This is a genomic window from Candidatus Photobacterium acropomis (assembly GCF_030685555.1).
Taxonomy (GTDB): Bacteria; Pseudomonadota; Gammaproteobacteria; order Enterobacterales; family Vibrionaceae; genus Photobacterium; species Photobacterium lucens.
The window spans coordinates 1453909-1477336 of sequence record NZ_CP131609.1 but is presented as its reverse complement, the minus strand read 5'-3'; the positions used below and the strand labels follow the sequence as shown (position 1 = coordinate 1477336).

21 protein-coding genes are annotated in these 23428 nt (G+C 42.6%); 5 read left to right on the top strand and 16 right to left on the bottom strand.

The features are described 5' to 3' along the window. Nucleotides 1-75: 75 nt before the first annotated feature. The 5 genes from Q7657_RS13915 to yoaA form a co-directional block, all read right to left on the bottom strand. A complete protein-coding gene (locus Q7657_RS13915; RefSeq protein ID WP_107164966.1) occupies nt 76-954 on the bottom strand; it encodes an alpha/beta fold hydrolase in 879 nt (292 codons plus the stop codon). A gap of 3 nt (nt 955-957) precedes the next feature. Next, nucleotides 958-1524: a Slp family lipoprotein gene (locus tag Q7657_RS13910; RefSeq protein WP_045069001.1), complete on the bottom strand. Its 567-nt coding sequence runs from the start codon at nt 1522-1524 to the stop codon at nt 958-960. 115 nt (nt 1525-1639) lie between these two features. Then, a complete protein-coding gene (locus Q7657_RS13905) occupies nt 1640-1933 on the bottom strand; it encodes a hypothetical protein (protein ID WP_107164965.1) in 294 nt (97 codons plus the stop codon). 84 nt (nt 1934-2017) lie between these two features. Further along, nucleotides 2018-2719: a tRNA (adenosine(37)-N6)-threonylcarbamoyltransferase complex dimerization subunit type 1 TsaB gene (gene tsaB, locus Q7657_RS13900; RefSeq protein WP_061012851.1), complete on the bottom strand. Its 702-nt coding sequence runs from the start codon at nt 2717-2719 to the stop codon at nt 2018-2020. Continuing rightward, entirely contained in the window at nt 2720-4675 is a 1956-nt protein-coding gene (gene yoaA / locus Q7657_RS13895; RefSeq protein ID WP_107164964.1) for a DNA repair helicase YoaA, read from the bottom strand. A gap of 236 nt (nt 4676-4911) precedes the next feature. Here yoaA and purU point away from each other — a divergent pair, with 236 nt between their 5' ends. Beyond that, a complete protein-coding gene (gene purU / locus Q7657_RS13890; protein ID WP_053988440.1) occupies nt 4912-5745 on the top strand; it encodes a formyltetrahydrofolate deformylase in 834 nt (277 codons plus the stop codon). 89 nt (nt 5746-5834) lie between these two features. On the opposite strand, the gene Q7657_RS13885 is transcribed toward purU, so the two are convergent. After that, nucleotides 5835-6419, bottom strand: coding sequence for a VOC family protein (locus Q7657_RS13885; protein ID WP_107164963.1), 585 nt, complete (start codon nt 6417-6419; stop codon nt 5835-5837). Between the two features lie 418 nt (nt 6420-6837). Here Q7657_RS13885 and argS point away from each other — a divergent pair, with 418 nt between their 5' ends. After that, nucleotides 6838-8568, top strand: coding sequence for an arginine--tRNA ligase (argS, locus tag Q7657_RS13880; protein WP_107164962.1), 1731 nt, complete (start codon nt 6838-6840; stop codon nt 8566-8568). Between the two features lie 81 nt (nt 8569-8649). Here argS and Q7657_RS13875 read toward each other — a convergent pair whose 3' ends face one another. Continuing rightward, nucleotides 8650-9255, bottom strand: a complete 606-nt coding sequence (locus Q7657_RS13875; RefSeq protein ID WP_107164961.1) for a DUF924 family protein — start codon at nt 9253-9255, stop codon at nt 8650-8652. 142 nt (nt 9256-9397) lie between these two features. On the opposite strand from Q7657_RS13875, the gene Q7657_RS13870 reads away from it, so the two are divergent. Next, nucleotides 9398-9829, top strand: coding sequence for an HIT domain-containing protein (locus Q7657_RS13870; protein ID WP_107164960.1), 432 nt, complete (start codon nt 9398-9400; stop codon nt 9827-9829). Between the two features lie 102 nt (nt 9830-9931). On the opposite strand, the gene Q7657_RS13865 is transcribed toward Q7657_RS13870, so the two are convergent. The 5 genes from Q7657_RS13865 to znuA form a co-directional block, all read right to left on the bottom strand. After that, the gene (locus Q7657_RS13865; protein WP_107164959.1) at nt 9932-10174 is read right to left on the bottom strand and encodes a FeoC-like transcriptional regulator; all 243 of its coding nucleotides are present in this window, start codon (nt 10172-10174) and stop codon (nt 9932-9934) included. Beyond that, nucleotides 10171-12456, bottom strand: coding sequence for a Fe(2+) transporter permease subunit FeoB (gene feoB, locus Q7657_RS13860; protein WP_107164958.1), 2286 nt, complete (start codon nt 12454-12456; stop codon nt 10171-10173). Before feoB ends, Q7657_RS13865 begins: the two co-directional genes overlap by 4 nt. Next, the gene (locus tag Q7657_RS13855) at nt 12456-12683 is read right to left on the bottom strand and encodes a FeoA family protein (RefSeq protein ID WP_042116797.1); all 228 of its coding nucleotides are present in this window, start codon (nt 12681-12683) and stop codon (nt 12456-12458) included. The genes feoB and Q7657_RS13855 overlap by 1 nt, the downstream gene beginning before the upstream one ends. A 305-nt stretch (nt 12684-12988) precedes the next feature. Then, nucleotides 12989-14347 (bottom strand): murein DD-endopeptidase MepM, encoded by a 1359-nt coding sequence (gene mepM / locus Q7657_RS13850; RefSeq protein WP_107164957.1) that lies wholly within the window; start codon nt 14345-14347, stop codon nt 12989-12991. A 3-nt stretch (nt 14348-14350) separates the two neighbouring features. Then, the gene (gene znuA, locus Q7657_RS13845) at nt 14351-15292 is read right to left on the bottom strand and encodes a zinc ABC transporter substrate-binding protein ZnuA (RefSeq protein WP_107164956.1); all 942 of its coding nucleotides are present in this window, start codon (nt 15290-15292) and stop codon (nt 14351-14353) included. A 165-nt stretch (nt 15293-15457) separates the two neighbouring features. Between znuA and znuC the strand changes: the two genes are divergently transcribed. Continuing rightward, the gene (gene znuC / locus Q7657_RS13840; protein WP_107164955.1) at nt 15458-16222 is read left to right on the top strand and encodes a zinc ABC transporter ATP-binding protein ZnuC; all 765 of its coding nucleotides are present in this window, start codon (nt 15458-15460) and stop codon (nt 16220-16222) included. Then, nucleotides 16219-17004, top strand: a complete 786-nt coding sequence (znuB, locus tag Q7657_RS13835) for a zinc ABC transporter permease subunit ZnuB (RefSeq protein WP_053988449.1) — start codon at nt 16219-16221, stop codon at nt 17002-17004. The genes znuC and znuB overlap by 4 nt, the downstream gene beginning before the upstream one ends. Nucleotides 17005-17069: 65 nt before the next feature. On the opposite strand, the gene sucD is transcribed toward znuB, so the two are convergent. The 4 genes from sucD to sucA all read right to left on the bottom strand — a co-directional run bounded on the left by sucD (nt 17070) and on the right by sucA (nt 23324). Next, the gene (sucD, locus tag Q7657_RS13830; protein WP_053988450.1) at nt 17070-17942 is read right to left on the bottom strand and encodes a succinate--CoA ligase subunit alpha; all 873 of its coding nucleotides are present in this window, start codon (nt 17940-17942) and stop codon (nt 17070-17072) included. Further along, nucleotides 17942-19108, bottom strand: coding sequence for an ADP-forming succinate--CoA ligase subunit beta (gene sucC, locus Q7657_RS13825; protein ID WP_053988451.1), 1167 nt, complete (start codon nt 19106-19108; stop codon nt 17942-17944). The genes sucD and sucC overlap by 1 nt, the downstream gene beginning before the upstream one ends. A gap of 151 nt (nt 19109-19259) precedes the next feature. Further along, a complete protein-coding gene (gene odhB, locus Q7657_RS13820) occupies nt 19260-20465 on the bottom strand; it encodes a 2-oxoglutarate dehydrogenase complex dihydrolipoyllysine-residue succinyltransferase (protein WP_053988452.1) in 1206 nt (401 codons plus the stop codon). Nucleotides 20466-20492: 27 nt separating this feature from the next. Further along, complete coding sequence (sucA, locus tag Q7657_RS13815) at nt 20493-23324, bottom strand: 2-oxoglutarate dehydrogenase E1 component (protein ID WP_107164954.1); 2832 nt, start codon at nt 23322-23324, stop codon at nt 20493-20495. Between the last annotated feature and the right edge of the window lie 104 nt (nt 23325-23428).

Below are 23428 nucleotides of genomic sequence, written 5' to 3'. Positions count from 1 at the left end.
TAATTAACTTATAATTAACATCTTGCTAAATTTACTGAGCTTGAAACTTTGAAGTCACTCATTGAAAAGCAAAGATTAATCTCTTTGAGGGGAAATAAAGCCTTGAATACAATCAGATACCACATCAGGCTGCTCTAAGTGACAATGGTGCCCCCCTGCAACCACTACCTGAGAAAACTGTTGAATGCCGTATTTTTGTTGCGGATTGTCTCGCAAAATAGGAAAACCATGACTACCGACAATTGAGTAAATCGGTACTTCAATCGACGACATAATGGCTTGTGCTTGCGATAACGTCATTCGATACAACGAATCACAACGTAAGCGATGATCATGTCGCCAATACCATTTTCCATCACGCTCTACAGTCGCACGTTGGACAACCGGTACTAAACAGGTCGCCGGCAAACCATTCACATTAGCACGAAGCTGCAATGCTTCATCAAACGACAACATTGCCCGTGCTTTACGACGCTCACGCTGTTTGCGATATTGCTGACGACTTTTCAGTCCTTGCCTTAATCGCTGTACCGTTAAAGCAGGCTCTTCAATCACAGGAGCCAATCCTTCGATTAAGATCAACTGCTCAACGTGCTCAGGATAAGCAGCACAATAACAGCTTGAAATAATGGCGCCCAGTGAATGACCAACTAAACACACTGACTTAACAGGTAGTTGTAAAATCACCTGGTGTAAATCATCAATATAATCGAAGAAATGATAATAGTTATCTTCACTTCGAGATTGCGATAACCCATGCCCCGGTAAATCAATCGCTGCAAGATTAAAGTCATCCTCTAATCGTTGCCAAAGCGTTGAAAACGTCGCCGCATTATCTTGCCAACCATGAAGAAACAACAACACAGGCTTGTTATTTTCAATGGGCTCTGAGAGCGAGAAGTTCGCCAATCCAGCTAACTCAATTTCGGCAAGGCGAAAGGTTATCGCTTCCATCAATTACATTACCACTCTGTCTACGACACGGCCTTCAATACCAAACGGCGGCATAAAGTAATCATCGCCCCAGAACCCACAATTAAAGCCAATACAACGGTTAAATCGCATTGGTGTTTCCATTTGGATCTGTTGCTGAACCTGCCAAATTTGCTCACCTGTCACTGTAACAACAGGGAAGGTGTAATCGTATTGACCTACTTTACCTTTTTCCGTTCCAGTATATTGTCCCACCACAGTTAATAAACGCCCTTTGGCATACTCAATAGGATCGAGAAAGCCAGGTACATTCGCAATAAATCTACCTTGAGGTTTACTGTGTAAGAGTGGTCGACCGTCAGAGGTTAACGGCAATGCGACAATTTCAATCCGTGTTTGCTTTGCTTCATTTTTAATCGAAGCAATGATCCCACCTAACCTTACTTCTTGATGTTGCATTACAGTAGGATGCTCGGTGATAACGTGTAAATCTGTGATAGGATTTTTCGTTGTAGTCTGCAAGCTGGCTGGAACGCTGGCGCAGCCTACCATAAAGATCAATATCAGCCCAAGAAATAGCTTACGAAACATATAAAACCTCACCATAACTGTTCAATTTAACAGCAGAAATACTCATCGACGCACAGTCTGCTGGCATCTTATTTTAAAGTGTTAACAGCAAGGAGAATATAGGAAGTGAGGGGTTTTAAACAATTATATCAATACCGATAAGATCGGAAAGTTGTTCTTTACGGCTATGAAGCATCACATCCATATAAGCAGTAAGCACTTTTTGATGCTTACCATCAGGACGATCATATTGAAGTTGACGGTATTCTTGATTCGCCCATTCAGGCAATTGCGCCACAGACGATAATGAAGAGGAAACAGGAGAAACAACCTCACTCGCTGACGCTGTTTGTTTTGCACTTTCTGTTTTATTGGTTGAATTGAGTGGCTTTGAAGGTAAAGAAATAACACCATGATTAATAGTTACCATAATCCCCTCTCATCATTCAATAAACCCTAGATTCATCTATAACGAGAGCAGTAGACATAGCTACCACTCTCACTATTAATACGACTACTCGCGACCTGGTAGCTTTTTCCACGTCACGGTATCACGTAAGTAAACAGGGCTTGCTTCTTCTGCAACCACTGCTTCACCACGAGCCAATGCAAATTTCGCAAGCTGTACCATATCTTGTGAGTCAGGATATAGCACTGTACCTTGCTGCATTTCTACAGGTAATTTACTTAGAGTTTCAGCATACGCTTCCCAACCTGTACCCGCCGTTAACCAAATGCCTGATTCTGTTTGCATAGATTCAACTAACGCTTCTGGTGCAATCACTTGCTCTGCACCGACGACTTGCCAGTCACCATCTGCTTTACGTTGGTATTGACCCCAATATAGTTCACCCATACGCGCATCAATCGCTGATAATACATTCTCAGCTTGATGAACACGGTAAGTGCCTTGCGCCATAGCAGCCAGCGTAGAAACACCAACCATAGGTAAATCAGCACCAAATGCTAAGCCTTGCGCAATACCGATGCCAATGCGCACACCGGTAAAACTACCCGGGCCTTGACCATAAGCTAATGCATCAAGTTGATTTAACTTAAGACCTGCTTCTGCAAGTACCGTATCAACCATTGGCAAAATTTTTGTTGTGTGTTCACGTGGTGCGTATTCACAACGAGAAATAACTTCATCACCCACTAAAAGGGCAACAGAACAGTTTTCAGTTGCAGTATCTACTGCCAAAATTTTGGTGCTCATTCAAGCCTCTGAATGTTGGTTGTCATCTTCAATAACAGTGATGTTATTAATAGTAGACAAAAAGTCACTAACTCCTTCAACACTTCGGGTGCGAGGAATTGGCGGTAAACTTCGTAAAAATACAGCGCCGTAATGCCTTGTCACTAATCGATTATCACAAATGATCAGTGCGCCTTTATCTTTGGTATCACGGATCAAACGCCCAACCCCTTGCTTTAAGGTGATCACGGCATCTGGAATTTGCACTTCAGCAAACGGATCGCCACCACGCATACGACAATCTTCAATACGTGCTTTTAATAATGGATCATCTGGCGCTGTAAACGGCAATTTATCAATGATAACACAGCTAAGGGCTTGGCCTCTAACATCAATCCCTTCCCAAAATGCCCCCGTTGCCACCAATAACGCATTTCCGTGAGCAAGGTATTCATTCAGCAGCTTTTGCTTGGTTGTCTCGCCCTGTGCTAGCACAGGTAAACTGAGCGTTTCTCGAAACCCTTCTGCAAGCTCTCGCACCATTTGATGAGAGGTACAAAGAAAGAAACAACGCCCGTTATTAGCTTCAATCACAGGCGATAATAACGCCACCAGCTTTTTCGCTAAGCCATAGCTATTTGGCTCAGGTAAATGACGAGGCACACACAAAAGCGCTTGCTGGTTGTAATCAAATGGACTTTCTAATGAAAACTGCTTTTTCGGCTCTAACCCAAGGCGATGGCTAAAGTGGGTGAAGTTTTCATCCACAGCAAGCGTCGCTGAAGTAAATATCCACGCCCCTTTTTGCTCTGCCATTTGATCTTTGAATTTATCAGCCACCGTCAGCGGCGTAATATTTAAACTGAATTGTCTTGGCGTACATTCATACCAATAGGAGTAACCCGTAATAGATGTATCTGCCATGCGCTTTAATTTAGCTTTTAACGTCGCAGCTCGTTCAAAGGCGGTATCTAAAAGCTGGCTACGTCCTAATGCTAATTTCAGTACATCATAGGTAAGATCGAGCGCATCAGATAATCGCGTTAACTCACGCTGAACCGCTGGGGTTTGTGAGGCTTCTCGCCAGTTTCCACGAAATCCGGGATCGCCTAAAATAATCCGCATCTCAAACGCAGCTTGTTGCAAACGATCCGCTGTTTTCTGTAACTGACGCATATCACGCGCTTCAGTGCGATAGCCGATATCAATATCTTTTGCCAATTCAACCAACTGGCGACTAGTCAGGCTTTGACCAAAATACTGACTAGCGATATCTGGCATTTGGTGAGCTTCATCGAAAATGAACACTTCAGCTTCTGGAATTAACTCACCAAAGCCTGTTTCTTTAATCGCTAAATCAGCCAAGAATAAGTGATGGTTTACCACTACGACATCCGCTTCCATCGCTTTTCGACGCGCTTTAACCACAAAGCATTCGTCATAAGACGGACATTCACGGCCTAAGCAATTGTCATTAGTGGACGTGATCAACGGAATAACAGGGCTATCTTCTGCGACATCGTCACATTCACCAAAGTCGCCTGATTTTGATGATGAAGACCATTGGCGAATTTTAACCAATTGAGTAAGCAGTGTAGGATCCGATTCCACATCATGACTTTCTAATACTTGGCGATTTAAGCGATCAATGCATAGGTAATTTGAACGCCCTTTTAGCAATGCCACTCGCCCTGTAAAGCCAATCGCATCCGCCATTAATGGTAAATCACGGTGGAATAGCTGCTCTTGAAGGTTTTTAGAACCAGTACTGATAATCGTTTTCTTGCCACTCAACAAAGCGGGAATCACATAAGCAAAGGTTTTGCCTGTGCCCGTTCCGGCTTCAACCACCAGCTGAGACTCATGTTTGATTGCGTCAGCTACTGCATTCGCCATATCAATTTGGGGTTGGCGAGCTTGAAAACCAGGAATGGCTTTGTCTAACGCACCGCCAGAGGCAAAAAACTTCGTTATCATCTACTTCGCACTATTGGTCATATATACAGTATCTAGATTGTCATTATGCCAATTATCTCCGCAGCCGACCAGCACTCTCCTTTCACAGAACAGCAATTATCCACCTTCATTTCTCATTAATCAGAGAAGCAAAGACATAAATGCTTTGACCATAAGGTTAAATCTAGGTAATAGTTAATTAAGATCTTTGTAACACGCAGCATATAAACAGGCGTGAATCGTAGTCAGGAATCGACATGGAAAAGAAAACACTTCTCACGGAATGCCCAGATGACATGGGTCTTATCGCGAAAATCACCAATATTTGTCACAAACACCAACTGAACATCATCAACAATAAAGAATATGTTGATAATACACATGATCAATTTTTCATGCGTACCGAGCTGGAAGGCTATTTTAATGATACTACCTTCCTTGCCGATTTAGATCATGCACTGCCACAAGGCAGCAAGCGTCGCTTAATTAGCTCTGATCGCAAAAAAGTCGTGATCATGGTAACCAAAGAAGCCCACTGTTTGGGTGACATTCTAGTAAAAGCGTTTGATGGCTCACTCGATATTGAAATTGCAGCGGTTGTGGGTAACTACGACACGCTACAAGGACTAACAGAAAAATTTGATATTCCATTCCATCATGTGTGCCATGAAGGTTTGAGCCGTGAAGAGCACGAGCAAAAGCTATTAGAAGCAGTACAACAATATCAACCTAACTATGTGGTACTGGCAAAATACATGCGTATCTTAACGCCAAATTTTGTTGCTCAATTCCCTAATAAAATCATTAATATTCACCATAGTTTCTTACCAGCATTTATTGGCGCAAAACCGTATCAGCAAGCGTTTGAGCGTGGTGTGAAAATCATTGGTGCAACAGCGCACTTTGTAACTAATGATCTTGATGAAGGGCCAATCATTACCCAAAACGTTATCCCTGTGGATCACAGCTTCAGCGCCGCAGAGATGGCAAAATCAGGTCGTGATGTTGAAAAATCAGTACTAAGTAAAGCATTAGGATTAGTCGTCGATGATCGTGTGTTTGTTCACGGCAACCGCACCGTTATTCTTTAATAACTAAATGCACAATTAAAAAAGCGCAGTCATTACCGCTCAAAAAGAGTCGTAAACTGCGCTTTTTATTATTTCAACTTTATTCGACGTTAAGCTTGTTCACTTTCCAATACCGCTTTTAACGAGTGTCCATGTAATTTGATACAAACACCATCACGTTTAAAAGCAAAAGTCGGGTTCGGTAATCGCTCATTATCGCCTGCTGGTGAACTTGCTTTTACCTTAATGCCTTTCGCAGCTAAACCATCCCAATCTAAAGTCGGTAATTGCTTTTGCAAATCTTGTTTTAATTCATCGGTTGTGCGTGCGGTTGATGGCACAACAAACTCAATGTGTTCCCACCCTTGCTCCGGATAAACTTTATCGCTTGGATACGGTAATTCCAACGCTTCAAATGACCAATCACCAGCTTGTAATGGTTGCTCAAAACCAATGATCACAATTGGGCGTCCATTGATCATATTATTCGACCATTCTTGACCATAAGTCAGCCATGCTTGATGTAATTCTTCTGCCAACGTTTGATCGTTAACACGCAAAGCAATGTGATCGGCTTGGAAGCCTTTTAGCGAAATACCTAAATCATCGATTAATGCGGTAATGGTTTTCATGAAGTCTGGTAATTGCGCAAGCATTTGCGTTGGATGAAGGTGATGTTGTTCTAACGTGTTCATGAATTAATCCCATTATTGACGACTGAAACTATAATTAGGTGAAGTGAATAATTATCCATTTTTAATGATTTATTGAAACAGGAATTTAACGCACTCCATTCCCAATACAATAACCCGTTACACATTATTTACCCATAACAAAAAAAGTTTAAAAAAAAACGTAAACAATAGGTTTTTCCAGTTGCCAAAGTACCTCTATGTGTGGGTATTATTAGGACAATACCTGCTGCGTATTCAAGACTTCGGTGCATATTTAGATATTCGCGACCCCGTCAAAAATACTCACGTTAATTACTTGATTAACTTTTGTGATCAACTTGTTTTATTTCGTGATTATTTTTGACGGTGATCTTGTGATACGTAGGCATTTTTGCCTCTTATTAATAATTGGCTTTACAAATGATGTAAGGATCAGCGTGTGAACATTCAAGCACTTATTAACGATAAAGTATCTCAGGCTCTAGAAGCCGCTGGCGCACCTGCAGGCAGCCCTGCAGCAGTTCGCCAATCAGCTAAAGCTCAGTTTGGTGATTACCAAGCGAACGGTGTTATGGGCGTAGCAAAGAAGCTAGGTACTAATCCACGCGAATTCGCACAAAAAGTTATCGACTGCTTAGACCTTGACGGTATTGCAGAGAAAGTTGAAATCGCAGGCCCAGGCTTTATCAACATTTTCTTAAACAAAGCATGGTTAGCAGAGCGTGGTGAAGAAGCACTTAACGATGAGCGTTTAGGTGTGAACACAGAAGCGGCACAAAACATCGTTGTTGACTACTCAGCGCCAAACGTTGCTAAAGAAATGCACGTAGGTCACCTACGTTCAACTATCATCGGTGATGCCGTTGTTCGTACTCTTGAATTCCTAGGTCACAATGTTATCCGTGCTAACCACCTTGGTGACTGGGGTACTCAGTTCGGTATGCTTATCGCTAACATGCAGCGTAAAGAGCAAGAAGGCGCTGACGTATCGATGAATATTAGCGATCTTGAAGGCTTCTACCGTGAATCTAAAGTGCTTTACGATGAAGATGCAGAGTTCGGTGAAACTGCGCGTAACTTCGTTGTTCGTCTACAAAGTGGTGACGAGTACTGCCTAGAAAAATGGAAGCAACTTGTTGAGATCACACTAAAGCAAAACCAACGTAACTACGATCGTCTAAACGTGTCGCTAACTGATGACAACGTAATGGGCGAATCTATGTACAACGACATGCTACCTGGCGTTGTTGCAGATCTTAAAGAAAAAGGTCTAGCGGTAGAGAGCGACGGTGCAACAGTTGTTTACCTAGACGAGTACAAAAACAAAGACGGCGAGCCTATGGGTGTGATCATCCAGAAGCGTGACGGCGGTTACCTATACACAACAACCGACATCGCTTGTGCTAAGTACCGTTACGAACAACTACATGCGGATCGCGTGCTTTACTTCATCGACTCACGTCAACACCAACACCTAATGATGGCTTGGGAAATCGTACGTAAAGCGGGTTACGTGCCAGAGAGTGTATCTCTGGAGCACCACGCATTCGGTATGATGCTAGGTAAAGACGGTCGTCCATTTAAGACACGTGCCGGTGGTACAGTGCGTCTAGCTGATCTGCTTGATGAAGCAGAAGAGCGTGCTAACAAGCTAATCGAAGAGAAGAACCCTGAACTAAGTGCTGAAGAGAAAGCAAACATTGCACAAACTGTTGCTATGGCTGCAGTTAAGTACTCTGATCTGTCTAAGCACCGTACGACAGACTACATCTTCGATTGGGACAACATGTTGGCATTTGAAGGTAACACTGCACCATACATGCAGTACGCATACACACGTGTAGCGTCTATCTTCAAGCGTGCGAACGTTGAGCTAGCAGATCTTACTCAACCAATCGTTATCACTGACGAGAAAGAGCAAGCACTACTGTCTAAACTGCTTCAATTCGAAGAAGCTGTTCAATCTGTAGCGCGTGAAGGTCAGCCACACCTAATGTGTACTTACCTATTCGAACTTGCAGGTATGTTCTCTAGCTTCTACGAAGCATGCCCAATTCTTAACGCTGACGAAGCAACCAAGCAAAGCCGCTTGAAGCTTGCAATGCTAACAGCGAAGACTATCAAGCAAGGTCTAGATCTTCTTGGTATCGAAACACTAGAGCGTATGTAATTTACATTCCTCTTAAAATTGAAAAGCCTTCCAGATGTGGAAGGCTTTTTTATATCTGACTATTAAATAACACAACTAAAATTATTGCCCGAATCGCTGACCACCGCCGTTAAGCCAAGCCAATTCGCCTTGCGTTGATAAGCGTCCTTGTACTGCATTGCGGTAAGGAAAACGACCAAACTGTTTGATCACCTCAAAGTGACTTTTGGCATAGTTATAAAAGCCGTCAAAAAGCTCACTATTTTCAGCTGAAGTACATTCTGTTAATTGCTTAAAACGGAACACACTCTCTTCTTGATCTTCTAAATCTTCAGCATGCTCTAATGGTAAATAGAAGAACACACGCTCAATGGCCGTTAATTCCATATCTTGATTTAACGCTAAGCCTCGTTTACATAGTGCTAAAGCTAATGAATCGTAACGAAACGCTGCACTTAAGCCTCGGTAAATATTACGGCTAAATTGATCTAATAAGATGATTAATGCTAAACGTCCTTTCGCTGTTTCACACCAATGATTCAACTCACCTTTACCCGCTTTACTTACCCACGATTGAAAATGCGCTTTGATATAAGCATCAACCTCATCGCCGCCTAAAAACCAAAGCGAGTGTTTATTTTCTTTTGTCACTTCACCATCGAGTTCGCCAAACCAATAATCGAGTACAAACTGATATTCGCTTGCCATACATAGCCTCACAATAAATTCGTGTCATTAACAAAAAGTCAGAGAATACGTTAAGGATAATACCAATACACTGAAATTAAGCATACTATGATAACTATTGCTCTGGCTTGTGAGCCATAATGTACCTTTAAGGAATAATTACATGCATTTCACTCTTCATCCTCGTCTAGAATCTGATACGACAGTGCTTGGTGACTTTCCTCTTTCTCGTGTTTTACTATCAAAAGAAGCTTTAGGCCCGTGGATTATCCTCGTTCCTCGTGTTGACGAACTTCGTGAGATCCACCACCTACCAGAACAAGATCAGTTTCAATTAATGCGCGAATCCAGTGCTGTAGCCACATTACTGGAAAATGATTACCAAGCCGAAAAAATTAATGTTGGTGCATTAGGTAATTTAGTCCCACAGCTGCATTTACACCACATTGCACGCTTTAGTAATGATATCGCATGGCCAGGTCCAATTTGGGGCAATACAGATGGCACCCAACGTAATGATGAATTACAAGCGGCATTAGCAGAGGAGTTACGTGCAGAGCTAGGTCAAATTGAAGGCTTTAGCGCAATCAGTTAATAGGCTTATACCAAAGTAATTTGAAGTGGCTTGGGTATAACAGCATAGATAAACAAAAAGGCAGCTCATAATAAGCTGCCTTTATTTTACTTCATGATGTGATTATCGCATCACCGTGATTGAAAGCTCGTTATCAGCAAGACAACGATACCAAACCTCTTTGGCGGGTTGACAACAATCTGTGCTATCGCAGCCAACCAATTCTCGTCCAACAGAACCTTTGCGGATCCAAACATCAAGCATAGCTTCAACCCCGTCTTCTGACATTCCGAAGTGTTGCGAAAGCTGCTTACGACTCACACGTCCATGTTGTTCAATATATTGTTTTAGCTGCTGTAAGATCATTCTACTAACAAGCCTTCAAGGTTAGTTTGCTTTTTCCCTTCTCGTTTCAATAACAAGAAGATACCGCCATTAATCAAGATGAAGAAGCCAATCCAAAATGCACTCGTTGCAGGATGATCAACAAAGTGAGCAATTTGGTAGAACCAAGTGGCAAATGAGTAAGCCATTAGCATTGTCCAACCTGCAATAAACAGAGCAAACTTCTGACCAAACTCACGAACATAAGCACCCATTGCCGCTGCACATGGCGTGTAAAGCAGAATGAAAATCAAGTATGCCATTGCTGCTGCACCACTTACGAAGTGCGCTTGAATGTTACCGTAGACAGATTCGTTAACACCCTGCTCTTCAGCAACCGCTTGTTTATCTTCTAAATCACCAACTTCGATACCCAGTGGATCGCTAAAGCTTAATGCTGCTAGGTTATCACCAACTGATTCAACCGCTTCTTTTAAGCTAGCAACAAGGTTGTATTCTTCATTGCTATCATCTGTTGCTGGTGCGTATAAGCTGTTTAGCGTACCTACAACGGCTTCTTTTGCGAAAATACCCGTAATGATACCGACTGTTGCTGGCCAGTTATCTGCTTTGACACCAATAGGCTCAAGCACAGGCGTGACTACTTGTGACGCTTTAGATAGCACAGAGTTAGACGTATCTTCGTTACCGAATGAACCATCAGTACCTAATGAGTTAAAGAAACTTAATACCGCTACAACAACAACAATGGTTTTACCAGCACCAAATACAAAGCGCTTTAGCTTTTGCCACGTTTTGATCACAACATTACGAATAGTTGGTAATTCGTAGTTTGGCATTTCCATGATAAAGCTATCGCTAGAGCCAGGGTAAAGGGTTGAACGTAGAATAAGACCAGTAAGTACAGCCGCAACAATACCTAATAGGTAAAGTGCAAATACCACGTTCTGACCATTTTCAGGGAAGAATGCTGCTGCAAATAGTGCATATACCGGTAAACGTGCACCACATGACATAAACGGTGCCATTGCCGCCGCAAGTTTACGCTCACGCTCCTGCTCTAGGGTACGTGTTGCCATGATTGCAGGTACGTTACAACCAAAGCCAAGCACTAGGGGAACAAATGCTTTACCCGGTAAACCTACTTTCTGCATCACTTTATCAAGAACAAATGCAGCACGCGCCATGTAACCTGAACTCTCTAATACCGCAAGGAACAGGTACAAACATGCAATAACAGGAATGAAGGTTGCAACAGTTTGGATACCACCACCGATACCATTGGCAATGATCGTTACTAGCCATACCGGCAAGTGATCATCTAATAGATGGTGACCACCATCAACTAATAGCGCCCCAAAGCTGATATCAAAGAAATCGATAAATGCACTACCGATGTTTATCGCAAACATAAACATCACGTACATTACTAAGAAGAAAAATGGGATACCAACAAAGCGGTTCAGTAATACACGGTCGATTTTATCTGTCAGGCTATTACTTAAACGGCCTTCTTGACGACGCACTTTTTGACATAACTGATGCAAGAAAGTGTAACGCACATCCGCTACTTGAATATCAGGATCAACCGTATTCAATAAATCTGCACGTAAACCACATGCCGTTGCTTTATCTTCATCAGATAGTGTATTGATCACTAAAGTATCGTTTTCTAATACACGAATACCTTGCGCACGAGCGTTTAGCTTATCGTTATGTTTAAATAACGGTGCTAATTGACTCACGACTTGCTCAAAATCTTGACCATAATCGAGCTCAAACTCGTTAACCACAACACCTTGCGTTAACATTTTATGCAGCTTAGTTTTAAACTCAGCAATACGCTCCATGTTATTAGCTGATAATGCTAAAACAGGACAACCCAGCGCTTTTTCAAGTGCCTTAATGTCTAACACTTGGTGCTGGCGTTTAAGCACGTCCATTTTATTAAGCACGACAACCATTGGACGGCCTAACTCACGTAGCTGTAGAGTCATGTATAAGCTACGCTCTAGGCTCGATGCATCAACAACGTTAATAATTACATCTGCAGGTGTGGTTAAAATCGCACGCGATGCAATGGCTTCATCAAGACTGTTAGCATCATTTGCACTATCAAGGTTATAGATACCAGGAAGATCGGTCAGGGAGAAATCATCACCGTTATGTTGGTAGCGACCTGTTTTCTTCTCAACTGTCACACCAGCCCAGTTACCGACTTGCTGTTTGGCACCTGTTAAACCATTAAATAGAGTCGTTTTACCACTGTTCGGGTTACCAACAGTCAGAATATTGTATTGCATTACAGCGCCTCAACCTCGATATTTTCTGCAATTTGCTTACGTAAAGCGATATCAACACCACGAACGCGTACTTGAAGTGGATCGCCTAAAGGAGCCAAACGAACGACGGTGATCTCGGTACGAGGAAGTAATCCCATAACCATTAATTTTTTTCGTGTTGCTGCTGGTAACGCAGACATATTAATGACCGTCCCGCAGTTTCCGCATGACATCTCTGACAGCTTCATAGTAAATCGCCACCTTAATACGAATTATTAGCATTTGTGATTAGAGAGTTTACCGCTTGATATAATTTCTGTCTTGTCTTAAATCAAAAAAATTATTTTTTTATCTCTTTAGAGCAAAAAACATCCACCAACCAGAATTAAATACAGTCAAGATATAAACAAATAAGCCTTAATACCCTTTTAATATTTTACTTTCAAAACGCAGACAAGCTATCTGTCTCTGGTTTTCATACTTACTTTCCATCATGGTGAAAAAGCCACACAAAAAAAGCGCACCTAAGTGCGCTTTTTATTAATCATAGTCATTAGCTCGCCATGACATCTTTAAATTTCTTCTTATAGAAGCTAACTTGCTTCATGAAGTTGCTTCGCTCTTTACCGTATAAAGGATCGGCCTGCGGCAATGGTACTTTCATCGCATTTACCGGACGACCATTTTTTAGTAATTCGTAGTGTAAGTGAGGGCCTGTTGAACGGCCTGTATTACCACTTTTAGCAATACGTTGACCCATTTTCACTTTATCGCCGACTTTCACTTCACGCTTACTAAGGTGAAGGTATCGTGTCATATATTCACGACCGTGTTTCACCACAATATAGTTACCCGCTAATGGGTGATAACGCGACTTCACAACCACACCATCACCTGCAGCCAATACTGTTGTACCAACAGGTACCGCAAAGTCCGTACCATTGTGTGGTGAACGACGCCCCGTAATTGGGTGTAAACGGTTAGGGTTAAATGATGAACTAATACGGTAGCGCTTCGCCGTTGGAATACGACGGAATGAGCGGTTTAAACTGTGTGCATCATCATCATAGAATTGATCGTCATCGCCACGAACGATAAAAAAGTTATTTTTGCCATTGCCTGACTTGTAATAAAACGCATTGACTTCCCCTTTGCTCACAGCTTTACCATCAATGAACTCACGATCAAGTCCAACAGCAAAGCGATCGCCTTTATGGGCTTCTCGGCCAAGGTTAAATTTCCATTGCAGCGCCTTAACCAAGGTTTGAATTTGAGTCGGCGTCAATCCAGCGGCACGAGCTGAATTATAAAAGCTACCATCGACACGACCTGTTAACATGACAGGCTTAATATCACCCTTTTGGATGATTTCTTTATACACGTAGCCTTTCTTCGACAAAGTAAAAGTATCGGTTTCTTTCTTACTTCGAATAATTTTAAGTTCGGTTAACTTACCGTCATCATCGACTTCCCATTCCAATGTTTGCCCAACACGTAGATGCTGAACGGATTTATTCGCATCAATGAGGCGGTACATATCAGAAATAGGTAAACCATATTGAGAGAAGATGATCCCAAGCGTTTCACCAGAAGCAACACGGTGTTTATGCTCAACCTCCGCTTTTGCTTCTACAAGCTGTTGCTCAATTTCATCTTTAGGGGCTTGGAATTCAGGATCGTTCTGATCGAGAGAAACACCTAATGGTTCGCTATCTTGCTCAGATAGCAAATCCAATTTAGCAGGTAATTCAACATCAACACGCTTAGGTGTTGATGTTGAAAAAGTAACTGATTGCTTAGCTGGCTGCCACATTATGGCAGCCATCATAAGCACAGAAGTGGAAACTAACGCAATTTTGTGCTGACGCGGTAACCCTTTAATCGAAGTTGCTACCGCTTTATATAATTTCATTATCTACTTTAAACACTTGGCAAAACTTTGTCCGAGTTCCTTAATAAATCGGACGTATCCTCCCTTGCCCTCTTTGACATTGGTAGCCATTGGGTCAAGAGTCCCTATTTTTACCCCAGTCCCTTCAGTAACACTATCGACTACTGCTGGTGAGAATTGTGGCTCACTAAACACACAGTAGGCTTGCTTATCCTGTAACGATTTACGGATTGTAATTAAGGTTTTTGCGCCAGGTCGACGGTCAGGTTCAACCGTGAAATGTCCAAGGTTATTCAAACCAAATTGGTGTTCAAAATAACCATAGCCATCATGAAAAACATAATAACCTTTATCTGAAAGTGGCTTTAATTCCGTATTCAGCTCATTTACGGCCTGGTTAACTTCTGAGGTAAACGTTGAAAGGTTAGCGAGATATACCTTTTTATGCAATGGATCATGTTTAATCAGTGCCTCTGTGATCACATTTGCAGCTTCAATTGTCTGTTTTGGCCCCATCCAGAAGTGTGGATTTAGACCTGAATGGTTATGATGATGTCCTGCATGTTCATCATGTCCCTCATGAGTGCCATGGTCATGGTCGCCATGATGAGCTTCATCTTTCTCTTCGCTAGCATAATTTAAGAAATGAATGCCAGCTTGCTGAGTTAATGCAAAACTATTTGGATTATCCGCCATAAGTTTGGTTAAGAAGGTTTCTAACTGTGGCCCGACCCAAATCACAAGATCTGCATTATTCAATTTTTTCACATCAGACGGACGCAACGCATAATCATGTGGAGAAACACCAGGTGGCAAAATCGCCTCACTGGTTGCAGCACCTTGAACTAACTCACTTACAATCAAATTAAGTGGCTTTATGGTGGTAACTACATTGAATTCTTTTGCCATAGCTGAACTTGATAGCATTAATGCTGCTGCACAAGCTAATGATGTAATACGCTGCATGTTTTATCCTAGTAATAATGAGTGCACAATTATGCCGTTAGCCTTCTTTTGTGCTAAAACGGTATATTCCCTAATAAATCCTAAAATGTTACAATATAACAAATCAGGTAATGTTATATTATAACATTACACCTTTTGCAAAGCCTATTTAAGACAGCTCCCTTTATGACAACCCTAGTCGAACTACAATCAGTCACTGTTTCATTTGGTGAACGTGATGTTTTAGATAACATTTCGCTTAAATTGGAACGTGGTGAAATTACTACCTTAATTGGCCCAAATGGCGCAGGTAAATCCACCCTTGTAAAAGTTATTACGGGTCTTAGCAAACCAACAAAAGGAAAAGTGGTTCGTAAAAAAGGGATCCGTATTGGCTACGTACCTCAAAAGCTACGTTTAAATGATACGCTGCCATTGTCTGTTGATCGTTTCATGCGTTTAGCTGGACGTTATAGTAAAGAGCAGCGTATTGAAGCCCTTGAAATGGTAAACGGTAGTCGCTTGCTAAATAGCGATATGCACGGTTTATCTGGTGGTGAAATGCAACGTGTCCTACTTGCACGTGCACTACTACAAAAACCTGATTTATTAGTACTTGATGAACCTGTTCAAGGTGTTGATGTAACAGGTCAACTTGAGCTTTACCGTTTAATTCAACAATTACGCGATATGCTTAACTGTGCAATTTTAATGGTTTCTCACGATCTGCACCTTGTGATGGCAAAAACAGATAAAGTAATTTGTCTGCAACATCACATCTGTTGTTCAGGTAGCCCATTAAGCGTAACAAACCATCCAAAATATATTGCGTTATTCGGTCATACCTCGACTGAACAATTAGCTCTTTATGAACACCAACATAACCACAAGCACGATGCCTCAGGCAAACCTCAAGGCTGCTGTAACAACCATCAGGATACAAAAGCATGATTGAGTTTCTTCTGCCTGCCCTTATTGCTGGTATTGGTATTGCTATTTTAGCAGGTCCATTAGGCTCATTCGTTGTATGGCGCAAAATGGCCTATTTTGGTGATACCCTATCGCATGCTTCATTACTAGGTATCGCATTAGGTTTCTTATTTAATATCAACCTAAACTTAGCCTTAGTGATCTGCTGTTTAGTACTTGCTGTTATCTTAGTGACACTGCAAAAACAGCGTTATGTCGCCACGGATACTTTGCTAGGTATTCTAGCCCATAGCGCCCTTTCACTCGGCTTAGTGGCTGTTAGCTTTTTAGATAATGTACGCATTGATTTAATGGCGTACTTATTTGGCGACTTACTGGCTGTAACAACCACCGATATTCTTTGGATTTATTGCGGTGGCGCCGTTGTGCTAGGACTACTTATTTTCCTATGGCGCCCATTACTATCGATGACTATCAGTGAAGAAATGGCACAAGTTGAAGGCGTTAATGTTGATTTAATGCGTTTAATCTTGATGTTAATGGTGGGTATGGTTATCGCTGTTGCGATGAAATTTGTTGGTGCCTTGATCATCACGTCATTACTGATCATCCCAGCAGCGACTGCTCGTCGTTTTGCACGTAGCCCTGAATCAATGGCAGTACTTGCCTCTGTACTCGGTGCGATTGCAGTATGCTTAGGCCTTGCAATGTCATGGCATTACGATACTCCAGCAGGCCCTTCTGTGGTTGTCTCTGCTGCTGCAATGTTCATGTTAAGCCAGTTAAAACGTGCTGAGCGTTAAACTAACAACGCTTTTATAGACATAAAAAAACCGCTCAAATGAGCGGTTTTTATTTTCTAGCTAACTTACCAGTTTGTTACTTCACGTAACGCTTTACCGATATCTGCTAAGCTTTTCACTGTTTTAACGCCCGCTTCTTCAAGTGCTGCAAACTTATCTTCAGCCGTACCTTTACCGCCAGAAATAATTGCACCTGCGTGACCCATGCGCTTACCAGGAGGCGCTGTAACACCTGCAATGTAAGAAACAACAGGTTTCGTCACGTTCTCTTTAATGTAAGCTGCCGCTTCTTCTTCAGCTGTACCACCGATTTCACCAATCATTACGATTGCTTCTGTCGCTGGATCTTTTTCAAACATCTCAAGAATATCGATAAAGTTAGAACCCGGAATTGGATCGCCACCGATACCAACACACGTTGACTGACCAAAGCCTTCGTCAGTGGTTTGCTTAACCGCTTCGTAAGTCAATGTACCTGAACGCGATACGATACCGACTTTACCCGCTTTGTGAATATGACCAGGCATGATACCGATCTTACACTCATCAGGTGTGATAACACCCGGACAGTTAGGACCGATCATACGAACGCCAGCTTCATCAAGACGCACTTTCACATCCAGCATATCCAGCGTTGGAATACCTTCTGTAATGGTGACAATAAGCTCGATACCTGCATCAATCGCTTCTAAGATTGCATCTTTACAGAATGGCGCAGGTACATAAATAACGGTAGCTGTAGCTCCCGTTGCTTCAACCGCTTCACGTACCGTATTAAATACAGGAAGACCTAGGTGTGTTGTACCACCTTTCCCCGGAGATACACCGCCTACCATTTGAGTACCGTAAGCAATTGCCTGCTCGGAGTGGAAAGTACCTTGACCACCAGTGAAACCCTGACAAATCACTTTGGTATCTTTATTAATTAAAACTGACATTATTTACCCTCCGCTGCAGCAACTACTTTTTCCGCTGCTTCTGTTAGCGAAGTCGCAGCAATAATATTAAGACCACTATCTGCAAGCTTAGCCGCGCCTACTTCTGCATTGTTACCTTCAAGGCGAACAACAACAGGCACTTTCACGCCAACTTCCGCAATCGCACCGATAATGCCATCTGCAATAAGATCACAACGTACAATACCACCGAAGATATTTACTAAAACGGCTTTCACGTTGCTATCAGAAAGGATAATTTTGAACGCTTCAGTTACACGCTCTTTGGTTGCACCGCCACCTACATCAAGGAAGTTTGCAGGCTGACCACCGTGTAGGTTAACAATATCCATTGTACCCATTGCAAGACCAGCACCATTAACCATACAGCCAATGTTTCCGTCTAGTGCAACATAGTTAAGCTCCCACTGTGCGGCATGCGCTTCACGCTCATCTTCTTGTGACGGATCGTGCATTTCACGCAGTTTTGGCTGACGGTACATCGCATTTGAATCGATGTTAATTTTGCCGTCTAGACACAGAAGGTTGTTATCACCTGTAATAACTAGTGGGTTGATTTCAAGCAGTGCTAAATCGTAATCAGCAAACATTTTACCTAAGCCCATAAAGATCTTAGTAAATTGCTTGATTTGGTCGCCTTTAAGACCAAGTTTGAATGCAAGCTCACGACCTTGATATGGTTGAGGACCAACCAATGGATCGATAGCTGCTTTATGAATTAATTCAGGGGTTTCTTCGGCAACTTTCTCAATTTCCATACCACCTTCAGTCGATGCCATGAAAACAATACGTCGAGAGCCGCGATCAACAACTGCACCTAAGTACAATTCATTGGCAATATTTGATGCTTCTTCAACAAGAATTTTAGTGACTGGTTGACCATTTGCATCTGTTTGGTAAGTCACAAGGTTCTTACCTAACCAGTTTTGTGCAAATTGCTTAATGCCATCTTTGGTCTCATGTAATTCCACACCGCCCGCTTTACCGCGACCACCAGCGTGAACCTGACATTTCACCACCCACTTAGTACCGCCAATTTTACCGGCAGCTTCAGCAGCTTGCTGAGGCGTATCACATGCGTAACCTTCTGGTACCGGTAAACCATATTCAGCGAATAGCTGTTTTGCCTGATATTCGTGCAAATTCATGATGTTCTATCCGTTTTATTATCCCTTTGGGACTTGTTATATCCATACGAGGCACTCTTGGGAACCTCTTCGTCATTATGTTTGGCAATTTTAGACCAAAAGTCAGTAATAGGCTGAATAATGAGCATTTATTCAGCCTCTATATGCCAAATTATACGTCTAGTAGTAGACGTGTAGGATCTTCAAGCAACTCTTTAATCGTTACCAAGTAGCCCACAGATTCACGACCATCAACCAAACGGTGATCGTAAGACAATGCAAGGTACATCATAGGTAATATTTCAACTTGACCATTAACCGCCATTGGACGGTCTTGGATCTTATGCATACCTAGAATTGCTGATTGTGGTGGGTTAATAATTGGTGTCGACATCAGTGAACCAAATACACCACCATTAGTGATAGTAAAGTTACCACCCGTTAAATCATCAACCGTTAGCTTTCCATCACGACCTTTAATGGCAAGATCTCGAATACCTTTCTCAATTTCAGCTAAGCTCAACTTATCACAATCACGAAGCACAGGAGTTACCAAGCCACGTGGTGTTGAGACAGCAATGCTGACATCGAAGAAGTTGTGGTAAACAATGTCGTCACCATCAATAGATGCATTCACTTCAGGGTAACGTTTCAGCGCTTCAACCACAGCTTTCACGTAGAAAGACATAAAGCCAAGACGAATACCATGACGCTCTTCGAAGATATCTTTGTATTGCTTACGCAGATCCATGATTGGCTTCATGTTCACTTCGTTAAACGTGGTCAGCATCGCTGTACTGTTTTTCGCTTCAAGTAGACGCTCAGCTACACGCTTACGTAGACGTGTCATAGGCACACGTTTTTCGCTACGATGCGCTAATGGTGCTTCAACTGCTGGTGCTTGTACTGGCTCTGGTGCTGATTTTGTTTTCAAGTACGCTTCAACATCTTCACGCGTAATACGTCCGCCAACACCTGAACCTTTCACCGCACTTGCTTCAATGCCGTGTTCACCTAAAAGACGACGAACAGCAGGGCTTAGTGCTTCACTTGTTTCTTCAGTTAGCGATGCTGTATTTCGTTTATTTGGTGATGCTTCTGCTTCAGTTGGGACATCTTGCGTAGGCTCACCGGCAACAGCACCGGCTTTAATCTTACCAATCAACTGCTTAGTAAGAACTGTTGTACCTTCATCTTCAAAGATAGCTTCTAAAATACCATCTTCAGGAGCTGGAACTTCTAATACTACTTTATCCGTTTCGATATCAACCAGTACCTCATCACGAGATACGGCATCGCCAGGTTGTTTGTGCCAAGTGGCAACGGTTGCGTCAGCAACAGATTCCGGGAGGTCGGGAACCAGAATTTCGATTGTCATATCGGTTTTGTCCTTTTTGTTCCAGTTCTAATTATTATTTTGCTCTTTTGGAGCAATAGTTAAAGCATCTTCGACAAGTGCTTTTTGTTGTTTCAAGTGCACCGACATGTAACCTACCGCCGGTGAGGCTGATGCTGGGCGACCTGCATAACTTAAACGCGCGCCTGCTGGCAATGCTGAATAGAAATTATGTTGGCTTGAATACCACGCACCTTGGTTTTGAGGCTCTTCTTGACACCATACAAAATCAGTCACGTGTTGATACTCAGCAATAGCAGCTTCAACGTCTTCTTTCGGGAATGGGTACAACTGCTCAATACGAACAATAGCCACATCGTCTTGCTCGTCTTTTCGACGTTGCTCAAGTAAATCGTAATAAACTTTACCTGAACAGAACACAACACGTTTAACTTTACTTGGGATCAAGTCATCAACTTCGCCAATCGCAGGTAAGAAAGTACCGTTAGCGAGTTCATCCAATGTCGACGTACATAACGGATGACGAAGCAGTGACTTTGGTGACATCACAATCAATGGACGACGCATCGGGCGAACCACCTGACGACGGATCATGTGGTAAACCTGAGCTGGCGTTGATGGCACAACTACTTGCATATTTTGCTCAGCACACAATTGTAGGTAACGCTCTAAACGTGCCGATGAGTGCTCAGGGCCTTGACCTTCATAGCCATGAGGTAACAGCATGGTTAAACCACACATACGGCCCCATTTTTGCTCACCAGAACTGATGAACTGATCAATCACAACTTGAGCACCGTTGGCAAAATCACCAAATTGCGCTTCCCAAATGGTTAAACCACCTGGCTCTGCCGTTGCATAACCATATTCAAATGCCAATACCGCTTCTTCTGATAGTACGGAATCGAACACTTGGAATGGACCTTGACCATTATGAATATGAGCAAGAGGTACATAAGTACTGGCATCATCTTGATTATGAAGCACTGAGTGACGGTGGAAGAAAGTACCACGACCAGAATCCTGCCCCGTAATACGAATACGGCTACCTTCATCAACCAGTGTTGCGTACGCTAACGTTTCAGCCATACCCCAATCAAACGGTTTATCACCCGCAATCATGGCTAAGCGATCGTTATATAGCTTTTGCACACGGCTTTGTAATTTATGGCTTTCAGGATATTGGCAAAGACGAGAGCCTAGCTCTTTAAGACGTTCTGCTGAGAATTTGCTGTTCCATTCAACGGTCCAGTCGTGACCTAAGTATGGAGACCAATCGACCGTATGCAGATTCATTGGACGCCATTCTTTTACCACACACTCGCCGCGATCAAGCGCATCACGGTATTCGTTCACAAGGCTGGTAGCTGTATCTAAACCAAACACGCCCGCATCAGTTAAGAAGTCTGCGTAGATCTTACGTGGTGTAGGATGCTTTTTGATTTTCTGATACATCAACGGCTGAGTCGCATTTGGCTCATCAGCTTCGTTGTGACCATGACGACGGTAACAAACCAAATCAATGACCACATCACGCTTGAACTCATTACGGAAGTCAAACGCAAGACGTGTCACAAAAGCCACAGCTTCAGGATCATCAGCATTCACGTGGAAGATTGGAGCCTGTACCATTTTAGCGATATCAGTACAGTATTCTGTAGAGCGAGTATCACTTGGATTCGATGTAGTAAAACCAACTTGGTTATTCACAACAATACGAACCGTACCACCTACTCGGTAACCACGTGCTTGTGACATGTTAAAGGTTTCAGCAACAACGCCTTGTCCCGCAACCGCTGAGTCACCATGAATAGTAATTGGTAATACTTTTGAACCAGATTCGTCACCTAAGCGATCTTGTCGAGCACGAACTGAGCCCACAACTACTGGGTTAACAATTTCAAGGTGAGATGGGTTAAAGGCAAGAGCAAGGTGAACATCGCCGCCAGGTGTTGCGAAATCGGCAGAGAAACCTTGGTGATATTTAACATCACCAGTACCCCAGCTTTCGCCATGCTTACCTGCAAACTCATCAAATAGATCCTGTGGCTTTTTACCTAACACATTAACTAACATGTTAAGACGACCACGGTGAGCCATACCGATAACAACTTCACGTACACCTTGTGAACCCGCATGACGAATAAGCTCTTTCATCATAGGGATCAGTGCATCACCACCTTCTAATGAGAAACGCTTCGCACCTGGAAACTTAGCGCCTAAATAACGCTCAAGCCCCTCTGCGGCCGTTAATTCATCAAGAAAAGTCAGTTGTTCATCTTGCGAGAAAGACCCATGTCCCATTACTGATTCAAGGCGTTGCTGAATCCAACGCTTTTCTTCTGTATCAGTAATATGCATGTATTCTGCACCAATCGAACCACAATATGTGCGTTTCAGTGCAGCATAGATTTCAGACAACTTCATGGTCTCTTGACCAACAGCGAATGAACCTACATTGAATGTTTCATCAAAATCTTCTTCAGTCAGACTATGAAATGCAGGATCAAGATCCGGCACTAAATCACGCTGCCATAAACCTAACGGATCAAGTCTTGCATTTTGATGTCCACGGAAACGGTACGCATTAATAAGTTGCAATACCTTTACTTGTTTTGCATCTACATCTGGATCACTGACGGTAGCACTTAAAAAGTTGGTTTCTTTCGCTAGACGTCGGAAGTAATCACGAACACGTGAATGCGGTTGTTCTACTGCTGTCTCATTGACGGCTGGTAATTCAACGAAAATATCACGCCATTGTTCGTCAACTAATTCTGGGTCGCTAAGATACAACTCGTAGAGATCTTCTACGTAAGTCGCATTGGCGCCAGCTAAATGTGAAGACTCAAGCCATGCCTTCATAACGCCGTTCTGCATTATTTTCCCTTAACCACTAGTTATCGCCATTTGCACCGATTATATCATTCGGGCCTTAAGGCCGGCTTGCCATACTCAATCATTGAGTCAGTATCACCGGCATA

Coding starts and splice junctions, on each gene's coding strand:
- Q7657_RS13915 (WP_107164966.1), bottom strand. CDS start 954: ATGGAAGCGATAACCTTTCGCCTTGCCGAAATTGAGTTAGCTGGATTG.
- Q7657_RS13910 (WP_045069001.1), bottom strand. CDS start 1,524: ATGTTTCGTAAGCTATTTCTTGGGCTGATATTGATCTTTATGGTAGGC.
- Q7657_RS13905 (WP_107164965.1), bottom strand. CDS start 1,933: ATGGTAACTATTAATCATGGTGTTATTTCTTTACCTTCAAAGCCACTC.
- tsaB (WP_061012851.1), bottom strand. CDS start 2,719: ATGAGCACCAAAATTTTGGCAGTAGATACTGCAACTGAAAACTGTTCT.
- yoaA (WP_107164964.1), bottom strand. CDS start 4,675: ATGATAACGAAGTTTTTTGCCTCTGGCGGTGCGTTAGACAAAGCCATT.
- purU (WP_053988440.1), top strand. CDS start 4,912: ATGGAAAAGAAAACACTTCTCACGGAATGCCCAGATGACATGGGTCTT.
- Q7657_RS13885 (WP_107164963.1), bottom strand. CDS start 6,419: ATGAACACGTTAGAACAACATCACCTTCATCCAACGCAAATGCTTGCG.
- Q7657_RS13875 (WP_107164961.1), bottom strand. CDS start 9,255: ATGGCAAGCGAATATCAGTTTGTACTCGATTATTGGTTTGGCGAACTC.
- Q7657_RS13870 (WP_107164960.1), top strand. CDS start 9,398: ATGCATTTCACTCTTCATCCTCGTCTAGAATCTGATACGACAGTGCTT.
- Q7657_RS13865 (WP_107164959.1), bottom strand. CDS start 10,174: ATGATCTTACAGCAGCTAAAACAATATATTGAACAACATGGACGTGTG.
- feoB (WP_107164958.1), bottom strand. CDS start 12,456: ATGCAATACAATATTCTGACTGTTGGTAACCCGAACAGTGGTAAAACG.
- Q7657_RS13855 (WP_042116797.1), bottom strand. CDS start 12,683: ATGAAGCTGTCAGAGATGTCATGCGGAAACTGCGGGACGGTCATTAAT.
- mepM (WP_107164957.1), bottom strand. CDS start 14,347: ATGAAATTATATAAAGCGGTAGCAACTTCGATTAAAGGGTTACCGCGT.
- znuA (WP_107164956.1), bottom strand. CDS start 15,292: ATGCAGCGTATTACATCATTAGCTTGTGCAGCAGCATTAATGCTATCA.
- znuC (WP_107164955.1), top strand. CDS start 15,458: ATGACAACCCTAGTCGAACTACAATCAGTCACTGTTTCATTTGGTGAA.
- znuB (WP_053988449.1), top strand. CDS start 16,219: ATGATTGAGTTTCTTCTGCCTGCCCTTATTGCTGGTATTGGTATTGCT.
- sucD (WP_053988450.1), bottom strand. CDS start 17,942: ATGTCAGTTTTAATTAATAAAGATACCAAAGTGATTTGTCAGGGTTTC.
- sucC (WP_053988451.1), bottom strand. CDS start 19,108: ATGAATTTGCACGAATATCAGGCAAAACAGCTATTCGCTGAATATGGT.
- odhB (WP_053988452.1), bottom strand. CDS start 20,465: ATGACAATCGAAATTCTGGTTCCCGACCTCCCGGAATCTGTTGCTGAC.
- sucA (WP_107164954.1), bottom strand. CDS start 23,324: ATGCAGAACGGCGTTATGAAGGCATGGCTTGAGTCTTCACATTTAGCT.